We start from the raw sequence: 16,720 nt of genomic DNA on the forward strand, positions 1-16,720 counted from the left end.
GCGACCCTGCGCCGACTACGGCCCCAACAAGGATGCCCCTTCACAGGGCTTCGGCAAACGCCGACCGGCAAGTGCATCGTATCCGCTCACACCACGCACCCAGCCACATCCGTGTTGAAACCGTTGAGGGCATTGTGGGCGAATTAGCCTATGAACGCCGTAACAAAGTGTTTCAGGTTGTAACGCCCGCCAGATAAGGCGTTGCAGGATTTATTGCCAAAATAAAACGTCTGAAAGGCAATTTTTACCGATGACTGTAACGCAATTTCATACGCATGATTGATGCCATTCGTGACGCATATCTCGACGTAAATCGTTCAGTCGATTCCGCATGAAATCGTTGCATACGCATCCTTTGCACGGCGAGTTCCCCGTGTTACAAGAACTTCGCGATCACCCGAAAATTCCTCTGGCGAAACTAAAGGCGTGTGTTGCGTCGCGATACTTTTATTCCCATTGCCTGGCGTATAAAAAGGGGGCGGATTGAATACTTTCAGATTCCCCCTGTCTGCTGATTCTGGCCGGCGGCGTCGTGGTTGGTTACATGATCGTTCCCCTTCCAAACGACACCTTTCCGTTTCGAGTGGCCGCCTGCATCTCCATCACAAATAGGGGCAGACGGCCAGGAAAACAGCGTCAGAAACAGCGCTCTTACTTCAGCCACTTATCCGAAATGGCCTGATATTCGCCGGTCGCCCGCGCGAGGTGCAGCCACTGGTCGACATACTGCTGGAACGCCACGTCGCCGCGCGGCAGCAGCCATGCCTTTTCGCCGTACTGGAACGGCTTGTCCGGATGCACCGAGCACAGACCCGGATTCAGCTTCTGCTGCAACAGGGTTTCCGACGCATCCGTCACCATCACGTCCGCTTTCCCGGCGAGGATCTGCTTGAAGATCGTCACGTTGTCCGGATAAACGGTCACATTCGCGTGTGGGAAGTACTGCTTCGCGAACTTCTCGTTCGTGCCGCCCGGATTGACGATCACGCGCGTGGCGGGCTGGTCGATCTGCGCGACCGTCTGATACTTGTTCACGTCGTCGCAGCGGACGATCGGCGTCTTGCCGTCGATCATGTACGCCTGCGTGAAGAACGCACGCTTCTGCCGCTCGAGCGTAGGCGACACCCCGCCTATACCGATATCGCACTTCGCGACAAAGTCGTTCATCAGGTTCGACCACGATGTCTTGACGAGCTCGAGCTTCACCCCGAGCGATTTGGCGAGCGACTCCGCCATGTCGATGTCGATGCCCTCGAACTGGCCATCCCCTTTGTAGAACGAGTAAGGCTTGTAGTCGCCGGTCGTGCACGCGCGCAGTGTGCCGCGGCTGATGACTTCGTCGAGGCGGGACGGCGCGGCGGCGGTTTGCGCGCTGGCTGCGCCTACGTGCATCAAAACGCCGGCAAGCGCGCCGAGCATTGCGAGTGCTGCCTTGTTCATCGAGTCTCCTTGTAGTGTGTAATTAGCTGGTAAGGCTGACGGATAGTAGCCCGCCGATGCGAGCTTGAACATCGGCCGTTCAGCCAGGGCCGGCCGAGCCATGAGAGACGGGCGGCCGCGAATCGCACGCCGGTTGCGCCTGAGCCGAGCTTCGGCTGCCAATAAATCGGCTTCACACGCCACGAGCGCAATAGTTATTGGCCCGATCACGCGCAATGCGGCGAGCCTGGTCCGGTAAAATGGGTCTTTGCCCTTAGTCCTTCTGTCGTACGCAACGTGGCCCATCAACTTCTGAACGATACTTTCCTGCGCGCGCTGCTGCGCCAGCCTACCGACTACACGCCGATCTGGCTGATGCGGCAGGCTGGCCGCTATCTGCCGGAATACAACGCCACGCGCAGCCGCGCGGGCAGTTTCCTCGGACTGGCGAAGAACCCGGCCTTCGCGACGGAAGTCACGCTGCAGCCGCTCGAACGCTATCCGCTCGACGCCGCGATCCTGTTCTCCGACATCCTGACCGTGCCCGATGCGATGGGCCTCGGTCTCGAGTTCGTCAACGGCGAGGGGCCGAAATTTGCCCGCCCGGTGCGTACCGAAGACGACGTGGCGCGCCTCGCGGTCCCGGACATCGACGCGGAGCTGCGCTACGTGACCGACGCCGTGCGCGAAATCCGCGTGGCGCTCAACGACGCGCAAGGCCGCCAGCGCGTGCCGCTGATCGGCTTTTCGGGCAGCCCGTGGACGCTCGCGTGCTACATGGTCGAAGGCGGCGGCTCGGCGGATTTCCGCACCGTCAAATCGATGCTCTATGCACGTCCTGACCTGCTGCACCGGATTCTCGACGTCAACGCGCGCTCGGTCGCGGCTTACCTGAACGCGCAGATCGAAGCAGGCGCGCAAGCCGTGATGATTTTCGACACGTGGGGCGGGGCGCTTGCGGATGGCATTTATCAACGTTTTTCGCTGCACTACATCGAGCAGGTGGTAAGCCAGTTGAAGCGCGAACACGACGGCGAGAAGGTCCCGGTGATCGCGTTCACGAAGGGCGGCGGCCTGTGGCTCGACGACATCGCGGCGAGCGGTGTCGACGCGGTCGGGCTCGACTGGACCGTGAATCTGGGTAAGGCGCGTGAGCGCGTGGGCGGCAAGGTTGCGCTTCAGGGCAATATCGACCCGTCCGTGCTGTTTGCGCCACCCGCCGCGATTCGCATGGAGGCGCGCGCGGTGCTCGACAGTTTTGGGAATCATCCGGGGCACGTTTTCAACCTCGGTCACGGCATCTCGCAGTTCACGCCACCCGAGCATGTCGCCGAACTGGTCGACGAAGTGCATCGTCACAGCCGCGCGATTCGAAGCGGCGCGCATGCACCAGCGTGAGGCCGTAATCGTTACCATTTTTGTTGCGGTGCGGCGAAGTGGGCTCTCGGCCTAAGGACAAACGTGCCGTGTAGAGGCCGTCAGATGGCGGTCTTGTGATTGTCAAGACCTGACTTATGCACATCCGTCACGTTGCGGCGCGGTAGAGGCTTTGATCGTGCCCTGCCTCTTGCACTTTGTCGGCACATTTGATCTAAGCCTTGTCTGGCAAGGGTTTGCGGGAATCCAGGCGAAATGTGCGCAGCCCCACAGAAGGCCGTCGCGACGCCGTTTCCGGCCCTTCGGAGCAAAGTTCTTAACAAAGTTATCCACAGGGCAGCGAATCGAGTGCAATTGTTCAGCCGAATCCAAAACTTAGCGGCGAAATTGAAGTTTTACTTTAACTTCGGCGGCGTCTCCTTGTACTCAGTCTGCTTCGCGATTCGGCCTGATGTCGCGCAGGCCTGTGAATTCCTCAGCGCCGCGTGAGTGAAATGTTCGTCCGCGTCGCGCTCGACCATCCACTGCCGACCCTATTCGACTATCGCTGTGACACGCCCGAGGCGGCCGTGCCGGGCACGCTCGTCAGCGTGCCGTTCGGCAAGCGGCACGTGGTGGGGCTCGTCTGCGAGGTCGCTACCCAGAGCGAGGTGCCGGCCGAGCGCTTGCGCGCGGTGAGCGGCGTCTGCACGGCCTGTCCGCCGGTCTCGACGCAATGGTTGGGGCTTGCTGCGTTCGCGGCCGATTACTATCAGCGTGGTCTCGGCGAAGTGGCGTTGCCCGCGCTGCCGCAGGCGCTGCGCGACGCGTCGCGCTGGTCGCGGCTGTTCGCGCCGCAAGAGCGCTATCGCTTGACGCCCGAGGGCCGCGCGGCGCTGCCCGATGCGCTGCCTGTGCGCGCGACGGCGCTGCGAAAGCTCGCGCAGGCGCTCGCTGAAAGCGACTTCCTGCTTGCCGCCGATGCTCGCGCGCTGCATCCGAAGGCTTTGGCCGCGCTGGATACGTGGCAGGCGGCCGGCTGGGTGGCGCTCGACGTGATCGAGGCCGCCGCGATGCCGGCCGCCACCACATTGCCGGGTGCGGATGCACCCGCGCCCACACTTCCCACGCTCACAGACGAACAGGCCAACGCCGTCGAAGCCATTCGCGACGCGGATGGCTTCGCGCCTTTCCTGCTGCACGGCGTGACCGGCAGCGGCAAGACGGAGGTGTATCTGCGCGCGCTCGCCGAAATTCTGGCCGCGAAGCCCGACGCGCAGGCGCTCGTGCTCGTGCCGGAAATCAACCTGACGCCGCAGTTCGAGGCGGCCTTCCGCGCGCGCTTCGCCGCGCTCGACGACACGGCTATCGTCACGCTGCACAGCGGCCTCGCGGAAGGCGAGCGCGCCCGCAACTGGTTCGCCGCGCACACGGGCCGCGCGCGCATCGTGCTCGGCACGCGGCTCGCGGTGCTCGCGTCGCTGCCGCAGCTCGCGATCATCGTCGTCGACGAGGAGCACGATCCGGCCTACAAGCAGCAGGAAGGTTTGCGCTACTCGGCGCGCGATCTGGCGATCTATCGTGCGAAGCAGCTTGGCGTGCCGGTCGTGCTGGGATCGGCGACGCCGTCGCTCGAAAGCTGGTGGCAGGCCGATCAGGGCCGCTACAAGCGGCTCACGCTGTCGCGCCGGGCAGTCGCCGACGCCGTACTGCCGACCGTGCGGCTCATCGATCTCGAAGACGAGCGCCGGCGCGGGCGAGCCTCGGTCGAAGGCCTGTCGGGGCCGCTGATCGCGGCGCTGAAGATGCGGCTCGAGCGCGGCGAGCAAAGCCTCGTGTTCCTGAACCGCCGCGGCTACGCGCCGCAACTCGCGTGCGACGCGTGCGGCTGGGTTGCCGGTTGTCCGCGCTGCAGCGCCTACGTCGTGCTGCACAAGCCCGAGCGCGCGCTGCGCTGCCATCACTGCGGCTGGGAGTCGCGCATTCCGCGCTCGTGCCCGGAGTGCGGCAACGTCGATATCGCGCCGATGGGGCGCGGCACACAGCGGGTCGAGGAAACACTCGCGAGCGCGGTGCCAGGCGCCCGCGTGCTGCGCATCGATGCCGACAGCACGCGCCGCAAAGGCAGTGCGCAAGCGCTTTTCTCCGACGTTCACGCCGGCGAGGTCGATATTCTGGTCGGCACGCAGATGATCGCGAAGGGGCACGATTTCCAGCGCGTCTCGCTGGTCGGGGTGCTGAACGCCGACACCGCGCTTTTTTCGCACGACTTTCGCGCGAGCGAGCGCCTGTTCGCGCAACTGATGCAGGTGAGCGGCCGCGCGGGCCGCGCGGGTCTGCCGGGCGAAGTGCTCGTGCAGACGCGTTATCCGCGTCACGCGCTCTATCACGCGCTGGGCCGCCACGATTACGTGGGCTTTGCCAATGCGACGCTCGCCGAGCGGCGCGACGCCCACCTGCCGCCGTTCGTCTATCAGGCGATGCTGCGCGCCGAGGGCCGCACGCTGGAGGCCGCGCTCGCGTTCCTGCAGCAGGCCGCCGCCGAACTGGTCCACATTCCTGCCGCTGAGCGCGTGACTGTCTACGACGCGGTGCCGCTGACCATCGTCAAGGTGATGCACGTGCACCGCGCGCAACTGCTGATCGAGAGCGCATCGCGCGCCGCGCTGCAGGCTACGCTGCGCGCGTGGCAGCCGCTGCTGCGCGGGCTCAAGGGCGTGCTGCGCTGGAATCTCGAAGTCGATCCGCTCGACATCTGACGCCAGCGGCCAGATCACGCCCGCCATACTTCTTTGCGTCATATCCATAGAGCGAATGATCGTTTCGCTTTGGGACGCCGCTCGCCTATAGTCGCGAAATCGGCGCATCTTCGGGCAAAACAACGATAATTTCGCGCCGATGCCACTCCATTTTCCCGGGGCATCTGCAATGAGCGACACCCATCACACCGCGCCCGCGGGCGCCGCGCCGGCCAACCAGCAAGGTACACAAAGCGCGCAAACCACGACGAAAGGCAGCGGATTTTCCTTGACTGAAGACTGGCTCGCCGCAGGCGTCGGCCTGCTCGTAATCGTGATTGCGTGGGCGCTGTTCGCGTCCGGTGGCAGCATCAAGTGGCTTGCTGTTGCGCCGGCCAAATGGTCGGGCGTCGGCCAGGCCGCACAGGACTTCGTTCGCCATCTGCCGAACTACGTCGCGCTATTCGCAGGCTTTGCGCTGCTATTCGGCGCGAGCATCGCTCTGCTGAAGCAGCGCGTTGGTGCGTTTCTGGCGGCGTTCCTCGTCGTGTTCGTCGCCTCGGCGCTGATTTTGACGCTCGGCGCGTGGGTTGACGCGTCGAAGTACAACCTCGAGCCGCCGCTCGTCGCGCTCGTGCTCGGTCTGCTGGTGTCGAATGTGTTTACTCCGCCCGAATGGCTGAACGCGGGCCTGCGTGTCGAGTTTTATATCAAGGTCGGCATCGTGCTGCTCGGCGCGACGCTGCCGTTCACGCTGCTCGTGTGGGCGGGCCCGGTCGCGGTCGCGCAGGCGAGCATCGTGTCGCTCGTGACGTTTTTCGTGATTTTCCTTGCCGCCCGGGCGTTCGGCCTCGATCGACGCTTCGCCGCCGTGCTCGGCGTGGGTGGCGCCGTGTGCGGCGTGTCGGCCGCGATCGCGATTGCCGGCGCGGTGCGGGCGAAGCGCGAGCAGGCGTCGGTTGCGATCACGCTGGTCGTGCTGTGGGCGATCGTGATGATCTTCGTGCTGCCGTTCGCGTCGCGCTCGCTCGGATTGCCGACGGCCATCGCCGGCGCATGGATCGGCACGTCCGAATTCGCCGATGCCGCTGGCATCGCTGCCGCGCAGGCCTACGGCGACTTCGCGCGGCACGCGGGCGGCGCGATCGCCGGCGCGCCGGACGCGTCGTTGCAGGCATTCACGCTGATGAAAGTCGTCGGCCGCGATATCTGGATCGGCATCTGGGCGTTCGTGCTCGCGATCGTCGCGACGACGCGTTGGGACGCGCAGGAGAGCGGCGTGACGGCTCGCGCCCAGGCTGGCGAAATCTGGGCGCGCTTTCCGAAGTTCGTGATTGGTTTCGTGATCGCGTCGGCGCTCGTCACGTGGATCGCGAGTCACTACTCGCTTGCCGATTACCGCAAGGTCGTCACGCCCGAATTCGTCGCGCCGATCACCGTGCTGCGCACGTGGGCGTTCACGTTCTGCTTCCTCAGCATCGGGCTGACGACGCGTTTCCGCTCGCTCACCGCGACCGGCTTAAAACCGTTCCTCGCGTTCACGGCGGGGGTCGTGGTCAACATCGCGATCGGCTATGCGCTGTCGGCGCACGTGTTCGCCTCGTACTGGAACAGCCTGGGGCAGGGCTCGTGAGCGTTCTCGCGAGCCGCTTCGCCGGCTGGTTTGCCGGCACGGCACACACACGTGACGGCGCGAGCACGCCGTGCTGCGCAGGTTGCCGCCATCGCGACGAGAATCGGGATGCGCTCGAGCGGCGCATTCCGGGGCTCGTCGCCTTCAGTTCAGGGTTTGGCGCGAGCGTCGGGGATAGCCGGCTGTGCCGCCGGCACGATCAGCTCGTGTCGCCGCGTGACGTCTGCGCATGCTTTGAGCCGAAGGCGTAGCCGCCCTCATCGCGCTGGTGCCGCGCTGATCGAGGCGCCTGCCACTAGCGCCCACGTCGCGCGACCGTAGAGGCGCAAATCCACGCACCTACGCACCCACGCACCAGCCTGCGCGCAAGCGGCTCTACGAGAGCCTCGTCCATCATCTCAATCGTTCAGCGCGGTCCGCGTATTGCCCGCCGATGCGCGCGACGCCGCGCGCGTGCGTTCCTCGACCTCTTCGCGTCTGCTCGAGCCGCCGGTCGCGCCTCGAATGAAGAGCACCGCACAGGCCGCACACATCGCCCAGATGCCCAGTACCACCAGCCACTTTTCCATCGCACTACCCTCGAAAACCCCGTTTATCTTTTTTTGCGTGCCCTCGAACCAGAGGTTTGAGACCGCCCGTCGCCGTGCTTCTGTATATCGGCGCGCGAAGTGGTTTGATAAGGCTTATTGAGAAAAGAATCACGCCAGGGAAAATACCGATCGCAACTGCGACCGCCACGCGTTGCGCCATCGGCTGGAAACCCACGCTGCGTAAGGCTTCTCAAGAGGTGCAACCGCCGCATGGATTTGGTTGCACCTTTTTATTGGGAGGCGTACGATTCGCCGAACTTTTAGTCTTTCTCCGGGCAAGCGCCTGGCATCCAAAGAAGGAAACATGGCTAGCACCACCCTTGGCGTCAAGGTCGACGACCTTCTGCGTTCCCGGCTCAAAGATGCCGCGACCCGTCTCGAACGCACTCCACACTGGCTGATCAAACAGGCGATCTTCGCCTACCTCGAAAAGATCGAGCAAGGTCAACTGCCGGCCGAACTCTCGGGTGTGACGGGCTCGGCCGATCTCGCCGACGGCGCCGCGGTCGAGAGCGAGGAAGACGGCGCATCGCACCCGTTCCTCGAATTCGCACAAAACGTGCAACCGCAATCGGTGCTGCGCGCGGCGATCACCGCCGCGTATCGCCGCCCGGAGCCCGAGTGCGTACCGTTCCTGCTCGGCCAGGCGCGGCTGCCCGCCAATCTCGCGGGCGACGTGCAGACGCTGGCCGGCAAGCTGGTCGAAACGCTGCGCTCGAAGAGCCACGGCGGCGGCGTCGAAGGGCTGATCCACGAATTCTCGCTGTCGAGCCAGGAAGGCGTGGCGCTCATGTGCCTCGCCGAAGCGCTGCTGCGCATTCCCGATCGCGCCACGCGCGATGCGCTGATCCGCGACAAGATCAGCAAGGGCGACTGGAAATCGCACATGGGCCAGGCGCCGTCGCTGTTCGTCAATGCCGCGACCTGGGGCCTGATGATTACCGGCAAGCTCGTGACGACGAACAGCGAGGCCGGGCTGTCGTCCGCGCTCACACGCCTGATCGGCCGCGGCGGCGAGCCGCTGATCCGCAAGGGCGTCGACATGGCGATGCGCCTGATGGGCGAGCAGTTCGTGACCGGCGAGAACATTTCCGAAGCGCTCGCGAACAGCCGCAAATACGAAGCGCGCGGCTTCCGCTACTCGTACGACATGCTCGGCGAAGCGGCCACCACCGAGGCCGACGCGCAGCGCTACTACGCGTCGTACGAACAGGCGATCCACGCGATCGGCAAGGCGGCGGGCGGGCGCGGCATCTACGAAGGCCCGGGCATCTCCATCAAGCTCTCGGCGCTGCATCCGCGCTACTCGCGCGCGCAGCAGGAGCGCACGATGAGCGAACTGCTGCCGCGCGTGCGCTCGCTCGCGATCCTCGCGCGCCGCTACGACATCGGCCTGAACATCGACGCCGAGGAAGCCGACCGCCTCGAACTCTCGCTCGATCTGCTCGAAGCGCTGTGCTTCGATCCGGAGCTGGCCGGCTGGAACGGCATCGGCTTCGTCGTGCAGGCGTACCAGAAGCGCTGCCCGTTCGTGATCGACTACCTGATCGATCTGGCGCGCCGCAGCCGTCACCGCATCATGGTGCGTCTCGTGAAGGGCGCGTACTGGGATACGGAAATCAAGCGCGCGCAGCTCGACGGCCTCGAAGGCTACCCGGTCTACACGCGCAAGATCTACACGGACGTGTCGTACCTCGCCTGCGCGAAGAAGCTGCTCGGCGCGCCCGACGCGGTCTATCCGCAGTTCGCCACGCACAATGCGCACACGCTCTCGGCGATCTATCATCTCGCCGGCAACAACTATTACCCCGGCCAGTACGAGTTCCAGTGCCTGCACGGCATGGGCGAGCCGCTGTACGAAGAGGTCACGGGCCCGCTGTCCGCTGGCAAGCTGAACCGCCCATGCCGCGTCTACGCGCCGGTCGGCACGCATGAAACGCTGCTCGCGTATCTCGTGCGCCGTCTGCTCGAAAACGGCGCGAACACGTCGTTCGTGAACCGCATCGCCGATGAATCGGTCGCGATCAAGGACCTGATCGCCGATCCGGTCGAGGAAGCCGCGAAGATCGTGCCGCTCGGCGCGCCGCACGCGAAGATTCCGCTGCCGCGCAATCTGTACGGCGCGGAGCGCCTCAATTCGATGGGCCTCGATCTGTCGAACGAGCACCGGCTTGCGTCGCTGTCGTCGGCGCTGCTCGCGAGCGCGCATCATTCGTGGCGCGCTGCGCCGATGCTCGAAGACAACGGAGTCGCGCTGGGCGCCGCACGCGACGTGCGCAATCCGGCCGACCAGCGCGATCTCGTCGGCACGGTCGTCGAAGCGACTGCCGAGCACGTGAGCGCCGCGCTCGCGCATGCCGTTGCCGCCGCGCCGATCTGGCAGGCGACGCCGGTCGAGGCGCGCGCCGACTGCCTCGCGCGCGCCGCCGATCTGCTCGAAGCGCAGATGCACACGCTCATGGGGCTCGTCGTGCGCGAAGCGGGCAAGTCGCTCGCGAACGCGGTCGCGGAAATCCGCGAGGCGATCGACTTCCTGCGCTACTACTCGACGCAGATCCGCAACGAGTTCTCGAACGACACGCACCGCCCGCTCGGTCCGGTGGTCTGCATCAGCCCGTGGAACTTCCCGCTCGCGATCTTCATGGGCCAGGTGGCCGCCGCGCTCGCGGCCGGCAACACGGTGCTCGCGAAGCCGGCCGAGCAGACGCCGCTGATCGCCGCGCAGGCGGTGCGCATCCTGCGCGAAGCGGGTGTGCCGGCGGGCGCGGTGCAACTGCTGCCGGGCGACGGCGAGACCGTGGGCGCGGCGCTGGTGGCCGATCCGCGCACACGCGCGGTGATGTTCACGGGCTCGACCGAAGTCGCGCGTCTCATCAACAAGACGCTCTCGGGCCGCCTCGATCCGGACGGCAGGCCGATTCCGCTGATCGCCGAAACCGGCGGCCAGAACGCGATGATCGTCGACTCGTCGGCGCTCGCCGAGCAGGTGGTCGCGGACGTGCTGCAATCGTCGTTCGACTCGGCCGGTCAACGGTGTTCGGCGTTGCGCGTTCTTTGTCTGCAGGAAGACGTGGCGGAGCGCACGCTCGAGATGCTGACGGGCGCGATGCGCGAGCTGGCGGTGGGCAATCCGGATCGCCTGTCGATCGACGTCGGCCCGGTGATCGATCTCGACGCGAAACGCGGCATCGACGCGCACATCGCGGCGATGCGCGAGAAAGGCCGCAAGGTCGAGCAATTGCCGCAGCCGGAAGGTGCGGCACAGGGCACCTTCGTGCCGCCGACGCTGATCGAACTCGACAGCATCGACGAACTGAAGCGCGAGGTGTTCGGCCCGGTGCTGCACGTGGTGCGTTATCGCCGCAGCCAGCTCGACAGGCTGCTCGAACAGATCCGCGCGACCGGCTACGGCCTGACGCTCGGCATCCATACGCGGATCGACGAAACGATCGCGCATGTGATCGGCCGCGCGCACGTGGGCAACATCTACGTGAACCGCAACGTGATCGGCGCGGTGGTGGGCGTGCAGCCGTTCGGCGGCGAAGGGCTGTCGGGCACGGGGCCGAAGGCGGGGGGCGCGCTGTATCTGCAGCGTCTGCTCGCGACGCGTCCGGCCGGGCTGCCGAAGTCGCTCGCGCAGGCGCTCGTCGTGGAGGTACCGCAAGCGGGCGAAAACGGCGACAATCCGGCGGCCGCGCTGACCGCGTTGCGCGACTGGCTGATCGAGCAGCGCGAGCCGCAGCTCGCCGCGCGCTGCGACGGTTATCTGTCGCATGTGCCGGCGGGCGCGACCGCGGTGCTGCCGGGGCCGACCGGCGAGCGCAACACGTACACGCTCGGCCCGCGCGGCACGGTGCTGTGCATTGCGTCGACCGCGAGCGGCGCGCGCGTGCAGTTCGCGGCGGCGCTGGCTACGGGAAATCGAGCCTTGTTCGAAGGCGCGGCAGGTGAACAATTGGTGGCGCAGCTGCCTGCGTCGCTGAAGTCGCACGCGAGCGTGAAGAAGAGCGCCGAGGCGGGGTTCGACGCCGTGCTGTTCGAAGGCGACAGCGACGAGCTGCTCGCGCTCGTGAAGGAAGTCGCGAAACGCGCGGGGCCGATCGTCTCGGTGCAGGGCGTCGCGGCCGGCGCGCTCGCGAGCGGCGAAGAGGACTACGCGCTCGAGCGTCTGCTCACGGAGCGCTCGGTCAGCGTGAACACCGCGGCGGCAGGCGGCAATGCAAATTTGATGACGATCGGTTGAGCCAACCTCGGCGATCCCCTCAATAGAACGGAAGCGGCACGGCGACCCCGACACCGCTTCATCCACACCTGGTATCAAGGAGAAGCTATGCAACACAAAATGAAACAGCTGGCAGGCGCAGCTCTGGTTGCCGCAATGTCGCTGGCGGGGACAGCCAACGCTCAATCGGTGGACGATGTGAAGGTCGGCTTCGCCGGTCCGATGACGGGTGCGCAGGCGCACTACGGCAAGGACTTCCAGAACGGCATCGTGCTCGCGGTCGAAGAGTTCAACGCGACCAAGCCGGTGATCGGCGGCAAGCCGGTTCGCATCGTGCTCGATTCGGCCGACGACCAGGCCGATCCGCGCACCGGCACGACCGTCGCGCAGAAGCTCGTGGATGACGGCATCAAGGGCATGCTCGGCCATTTCAACTCGGGCACGACGATTCCGGCTTCGCGTATCTACGCGAACGCGGGCATTCCGCAGATCGCGATGGCAACCGCGCCGGAATACACGCAGCAGGGCTTCAAGACCACCTTCCGCATGATGACGTCCGACACGCAGCAAGGCTCGGTTGCCGGCACGTTCGCGGTGAAGAACCTCGGCATGAAGAAGATCGCGATCGTCGACGACCGCACCGCTTACGGCCAGGGCCTCGCCGATCAGTTCGAGAAGGCCGCGAAGGCTGCGGGTGCGACGATCGTCGATCGTGAATACACGAACGACAAGGCTGTCGACTTCAAGTCGATCCTGACCAAGCTAAAGTCGACGAACCCGGATCTGATCTACTACGGCGGCGCGGATTCGCAAGCGGCACCGATGGTCAAGCAGATGAAGCAACTCGGTGTGAAGGCGCCGCTGATGGGCGGCGAAATGGTTCACACGCCGACCTTCATCAAACTCGCTGGCGACGCGGCGAACGGCACGGTGGCCTCGCTCGCCGGCCTGCCGCTCGAAGAAATGCCGGGCGGCAAGGCGTATGTCGAGCGGTACAAGAAGCGCTTCAACGAAGACGTGCAGACGTACTCGCCGTACGCATACGACGGCGCGATGGCGATGTTCACCGCGATGAAGAACGCGAACTCGACCGATCCGGCCAAGTACCTGCCGGTGCTCGCGAAGACCTCGATGCCGGCTGTCACGGCGAGCAACCTCGCGTATGACGCGCGCGGTGACCTGAAGAACGGCGGCATCACGCTGTACAAGGTCGTCGACGGCAAGTGGACGACGCTGCAAAGCGTGGGCGGTAAGTAAGCGGTTTTTTTGCTGACTGCTGCGCTTCCGCTGCAATGAAAAACCCCGCTTCGGCGGGGTTTTTTATTGGGCCGTCGCCACGTAGCTCCATTACTCCCCGCGCATCTTCTTCCCCTGCTCCCGAATCTGCTCGAGTGTCGCCGAGGGCGTGCTCGCTTCCTGCGGCATGCGGATCTCGATCACCGCTGGCAGTTGCGATGCGATCGCGCGTTGCAACGCGGGCTGAAAATCCTCGGTGCGCTCGACCGTTTCGCCATGCGCGCCGAACGAGCGCGCAAACGCCGCGAAGTCCGGATTCGTCAGGCCCGTGCCATGCACTCGATTCGGATAATGCCGCTCCTGATGCATGCGAATCGTGCCGAAGTGACTGTTGTTCACGACGATGAACAGCACGCGCAGGTCGTACTGCATCGCTGTCGCGAGTTCCTGCGCGGCCATCATGAAGCAGCCGTCGCCGGCGAGCGCGACTACTGCCCGTTGCGGATACAGCGACTTCGCCGCGAGCGCGGCCGGCACACCGTAGCCCATCGCGCCACTCGTTGGGGCGAGCTGCGAGCGGAAGTGTCGATACGAGAAATGCCGATGCAGCCACGTCGCGTAATTGCCGGCGCCGTTCGTCAGGATCGCGTCGTCAGGGAGTTGCGCGCGCAACTGCTGGATCACTTCGCCCATCTGCACGTCGCCGGGGATCGCGCGCGGCTTGCGCCATTCCAGATACGCGCGATGTGCTTCTTCGGCGGCTCCTGCCCATGCGAGCGTGCCCGACGACGGTTTCAGGTCCGCGAGCATCGCCGCCAGCTCGGGCATGCCGGAGACGATCGGCAGATCGGCTGCGTACACGCGACCGAGTTCCTCCGAGCCCTGATGCACGTGCACCAGCGTCTGCTTCGTCTTCGGAATGTCGAGCAGCGTGTAGCCGTTGGTCGTCGCTTCGCCGAGACGGGGTCCGAGCGTCAGCAGCAGGTCGGCGTCGCGGATGCGCTGCGCGAGCGCGGGATTGATGCCGAGGCCGACATCGCCGGCGTAGTTCGGATGGTCGTTATTGAAGGTGTCCTGGAAGCGGAACGCCAGGCCGACCGGTAATTGCCAGGTTTCGATGAAGCGCCGCAGGTCCGCGCATGCAGCAGGCGTCCAGCCACTGCCGCCGGCGATTACCATCGGCCGTTGCGCGCGTTCGAGCAACTCGTGCAGCTTCGCGATCTGCGCGGCCGACGGCGACGCCGCCACGCGTTGATACGCGGGCGCGCCGGGCACTGTATCGCATGAATCGCTCAGCACGTCTTCCGGCAGCGATAGCACGACCGGTCCGGGCCGGCCCGAGGTCGCCGTGTGAAATGCATGGCTCAGATATTCGGGGATGCGCTTCGGGTCGTCGATCTGCGCAACCCACTTCGCCATCTGACCGAACATGCGCCGATAGTCGATCTCCTGGAACGCCTCGCGATCGAGATGCTCGCGCGCGCATTGACCGATCAGCAGGATCATCGGCGTCGAGTCCTGAAACGCGGTGTGCACGCCGATCGATGCATGCGTCGCGCCCGGCCCGCGCGTGACGAGCGCGACGCCCGGGCGGCCGGTCAGCTTGCCCACCGCTTCGGCCATGTTCGCGGCCGCGGCCTCGTGACGGCAGACGATCGTCTTGATGCGCTCGGTCTCGTCGTGCAGCGAATCGAGCACGGCGAGAAAGCTCTCGCCGGGAACGCAGAACACGCGTTCGACACCATGTGTGAGCAACGCATCGACGACGAGACGCGCGCCGGTTGTGCGAGCGATGTGGGAATCGGAAACGGGAGCATTCGGCAGCGACATTGCGAAGAAGCCTCCTGGCAGTGCATGAGTGCGGTGGGATGGAGCCGCATCGACGCGACACGCGATAGCAGCCTGGCGGTCGATAGGCACGCCGACAGCTTACGCCGGGCACACGTGCGCTGTCATGGCGCAGCGCAACTGTCTCGTGCGCGCATACGGATGAACGACCACGCGCGCAGCGTTGCAGCGTCGATGCAGAAACGAAAACGCGGACCACAGGGTCCGCGTTTTTCATGCGAATGGGCAACCGCAACCGCAACCGCGCACTGCGCGTTCGCCCTCAACACTCGACGATATTCACCGCGAGCCCGCCGCGCGAGGTCTCCTTGTACTTGGTCTTCATGTCCGCGCCGGTTTCGCGCATCGTCTTGATGACCGAGTCGAGCGACACGTAGTGGCTGCCGTCGCCGCGCAGCGCCATGCGCGCGGCATTGACGGCCTTCACCGACGCCATCGCATTGCGCTCGATGCACGGAATCTGCACCATGCCGCCGACCGGATCGCAGGTGAGCCCGAGGTTGTGCTCCATACCGATTTCGGCGGCATTCTCGACCTGCTTCGGTGTGCCGCCCATCACCGCCGCGAGCGCGCCGGCCGCCATCGAACAGGCCACACCGACTTCGCCCTGGCAGCCCACTTCCGCGCCGGAAATCGACGCGTTCAGCTTGTAGAGGATGCCGATTGCCGCGGCCGTCATCAGGAAGTCCATCACGCCCTGCTGGTTCGCGTTCGGCATGAAGCGCGTGTAGTAATGCAGCACCGCCGGAATGATGCCGGCCGCGCCGTTGGTCGGCGCGGTGACGACGCGCCCGCCCGCGGCGTTTTCTTCGTTGACGGCGATCGCATAGAGGTTGATCCAGTCGACCATCGACAGCGGATCCTGCAGTGCGCGTTCGGGATTGCCGGTCAGCGCGCGATACAACTGCGGCGCGCGGCGCTTCACCTGGAACGGACCGGGCAAGTGACCATCGGCATCGGGATTGTTGATGCCGCATCCACGTGCGACGCACGCCTGCATCACGTCCCAGATTTTCAGCAAGCCGGCGCGCGTCTCTTCTTCGGTGTGCCAGACGCGTTCGTTTTCCCACATCAGTTGCGCAACGCTCTTGCCGCTCGACGCACAGAGCGCAAGCAATTCGTTAGCGGTGCGGAACGAATGCGGCAATTGATCGACAGCGCTCAAGACCTTCGTGTTCGGCGCACCGGCCGTCACGACGAAACCGCCGCCCACCGACAGATAGGTCGATTCGCGCAGCGTCGCGCCTTGTGCATCGAATGCGTGCAGCTTCAGGCCGTTCGGATGCTCGGCCAGCGCCTGGCGGTAAAACGCAATGTGCTCTTTCTGCACGAATGGCACGTCGTGCTTGCCGAGCAGCGCGAGCTTGCGCGACACGCGCACCGCTTCGAGCCGCTGCGTGATCGTTTCCGGATCGACGGTGTCGGGCGCATCGCCCATCAGACCGAGCATCACGCCGCGATCGGTGCCGTGCCCTTTGCCGGTTGCGCCGAGCGAGCCGTACAGCTCCACTTTCACCGACCTGACGGCGTCGAGCAGCCCATCGCGCTCGAGCCCCTGGACGAACATCAGCGCTGCGCGCATCGGCCCGACGGTATGCGAACTGGACGGACCAATGCCGATTTTGAAGAGATCGAAAACGCTGACTGCCATGTACTGCTCCTGCCGGTAGATTAATAG

Annotated in this window: 10 protein-coding genes; 6 read left to right on the forward strand and 4 right to left on the reverse strand. The window is 65.2% G+C overall.

Translation table 11 applies throughout. The annotated features are described in order from the left end of the window. Positions 1 to 651 precede the first annotated feature (651 nt). Complete coding sequence (locus tag B9Z01_RS11695) at positions 652 to 1,440, reverse strand: transporter substrate-binding domain-containing protein (RefSeq protein ID WP_085483040.1); 789 nt, start codon at positions 1,438 to 1,440, stop codon at positions 652 to 654. A 276-nt stretch (positions 1,441 to 1,716) separates the two neighbouring features. On the opposite strand from B9Z01_RS11695, the gene hemE reads away from it, so the two are divergent. The 4 genes from hemE (at position 1,717) to B9Z01_RS11720 (ending at position 7,397) form a co-directional block, all read left to right on the forward strand. Then, the gene (hemE, locus tag B9Z01_RS11700) at positions 1,717 to 2,817 is read left to right on the forward strand and encodes a uroporphyrinogen decarboxylase (protein WP_085483041.1); all 1,101 of its coding nucleotides are present in this window, start codon (positions 1,717 to 1,719) and stop codon (positions 2,815 to 2,817) included. Positions 2,818 to 3,290: 473 nt separating this feature from the next. Further along, positions 3,291 to 5,534 carry a primosomal protein N' gene (locus B9Z01_RS11710; protein ID WP_085483044.1) on the forward strand — a complete coding sequence of 748 codons (2,244 nt, stop codon included), beginning with the start codon at positions 3,291 to 3,293 and terminating at the stop codon, positions 5,532 to 5,534. 169 nt (positions 5,535 to 5,703) lie between these two features. Beyond that, positions 5,704 to 7,146: a YeiH family protein gene (locus B9Z01_RS11715; RefSeq protein ID WP_085483046.1), complete on the forward strand. Its 1,443-nt coding sequence runs from the start codon at positions 5,704 to 5,706 to the stop codon at positions 7,144 to 7,146. Then, positions 7,143 to 7,397, forward strand: a complete 255-nt coding sequence (locus tag B9Z01_RS11720) for a hypothetical protein (RefSeq protein ID WP_244195991.1) — start codon at positions 7,143 to 7,145, stop codon at positions 7,395 to 7,397. The genes B9Z01_RS11715 and B9Z01_RS11720 overlap by 4 nt, the downstream gene beginning before the upstream one ends. A 147-nt stretch (positions 7,398 to 7,544) precedes the next feature. Here B9Z01_RS11720 and B9Z01_RS35510 read toward each other — a convergent pair whose 3' ends face one another. Continuing rightward, positions 7,545 to 7,715, reverse strand: coding sequence for a hypothetical protein (locus tag B9Z01_RS35510; RefSeq protein WP_167387465.1), 171 nt, complete (start codon positions 7,713 to 7,715; stop codon positions 7,545 to 7,547). 325 nt (positions 7,716 to 8,040) lie between these two features. Here B9Z01_RS35510 and putA point away from each other — a divergent pair, with 325 nt between their 5' ends. Both putA and B9Z01_RS11730 read left to right on the forward strand, forming a co-directional pair. Next, positions 8,041 to 11,979: a trifunctional transcriptional regulator/proline dehydrogenase/L-glutamate gamma-semialdehyde dehydrogenase gene (putA, locus tag B9Z01_RS11725; protein ID WP_085483048.1), complete on the forward strand. Its 3,939-nt coding sequence runs from the start codon at positions 8,041 to 8,043 to the stop codon at positions 11,977 to 11,979. Positions 11,980 to 12,066: 87 nt separating this feature from the next. Continuing rightward, on the forward strand, positions 12,067 to 13,215 hold the full coding sequence (locus B9Z01_RS11730; RefSeq protein WP_085483050.1) for a branched-chain amino acid ABC transporter substrate-binding protein: 1,149 nt from the start codon (positions 12,067 to 12,069) through the stop codon (positions 13,213 to 13,215). A 90-nt stretch (positions 13,216 to 13,305) separates the two neighbouring features. Here B9Z01_RS11730 and B9Z01_RS11735 read toward each other — a convergent pair whose 3' ends face one another. Next, positions 13,306 to 15,024: a thiamine pyrophosphate-binding protein gene (locus B9Z01_RS11735; RefSeq protein WP_085483052.1), complete on the reverse strand. Its 1,719-nt coding sequence runs from the start codon at positions 15,022 to 15,024 to the stop codon at positions 13,306 to 13,308. A 280-nt stretch (positions 15,025 to 15,304) separates the two neighbouring features. Further along, complete coding sequence (locus B9Z01_RS11740) at positions 15,305 to 16,693, reverse strand: L-serine ammonia-lyase (RefSeq protein ID WP_085483054.1); 1,389 nt, start codon at positions 16,691 to 16,693, stop codon at positions 15,305 to 15,307. Positions 16,694 to 16,720: the final 27 nt, after the last annotated feature.

It is taken from the genome of Paraburkholderia susongensis (genome assembly GCF_900177725.1).
Classification (GTDB): Bacteria; Pseudomonadota; Gammaproteobacteria; order Burkholderiales; family Burkholderiaceae; genus Paraburkholderia; species Paraburkholderia susongensis.

Coding starts and splice junctions, on each gene's coding strand:
- B9Z01_RS11695 (WP_085483040.1), bottom strand. CDS start 1,440: ATGAACAAGGCAGCACTCGCAATGCTCGGCGCGCTTGCCGGCGTTTTG.
- B9Z01_RS11710 (WP_085483044.1), top strand. CDS start 3,291: ATGTTCGTCCGCGTCGCGCTCGACCATCCACTGCCGACCCTATTCGAC.
- B9Z01_RS11715 (WP_085483046.1), top strand. CDS start 5,704: ATGAGCGACACCCATCACACCGCGCCCGCGGGCGCCGCGCCGGCCAAC.
- B9Z01_RS35510 (WP_167387465.1), bottom strand. CDS start 7,715: ATGGAAAAGTGGCTGGTGGTACTGGGCATCTGGGCGATGTGTGCGGCC.
- putA (WP_085483048.1), top strand. CDS start 8,041: ATGGCTAGCACCACCCTTGGCGTCAAGGTCGACGACCTTCTGCGTTCC.
- B9Z01_RS11730 (WP_085483050.1), top strand. CDS start 12,067: ATGCAACACAAAATGAAACAGCTGGCAGGCGCAGCTCTGGTTGCCGCA.
- B9Z01_RS11735 (WP_085483052.1), bottom strand. CDS start 15,024: ATGTCGCTGCCGAATGCTCCCGTTTCCGATTCCCACATCGCTCGCACA.
- B9Z01_RS11740 (WP_085483054.1), bottom strand. CDS start 16,693: ATGGCAGTCAGCGTTTTCGATCTCTTCAAAATCGGCATTGGTCCGTCC.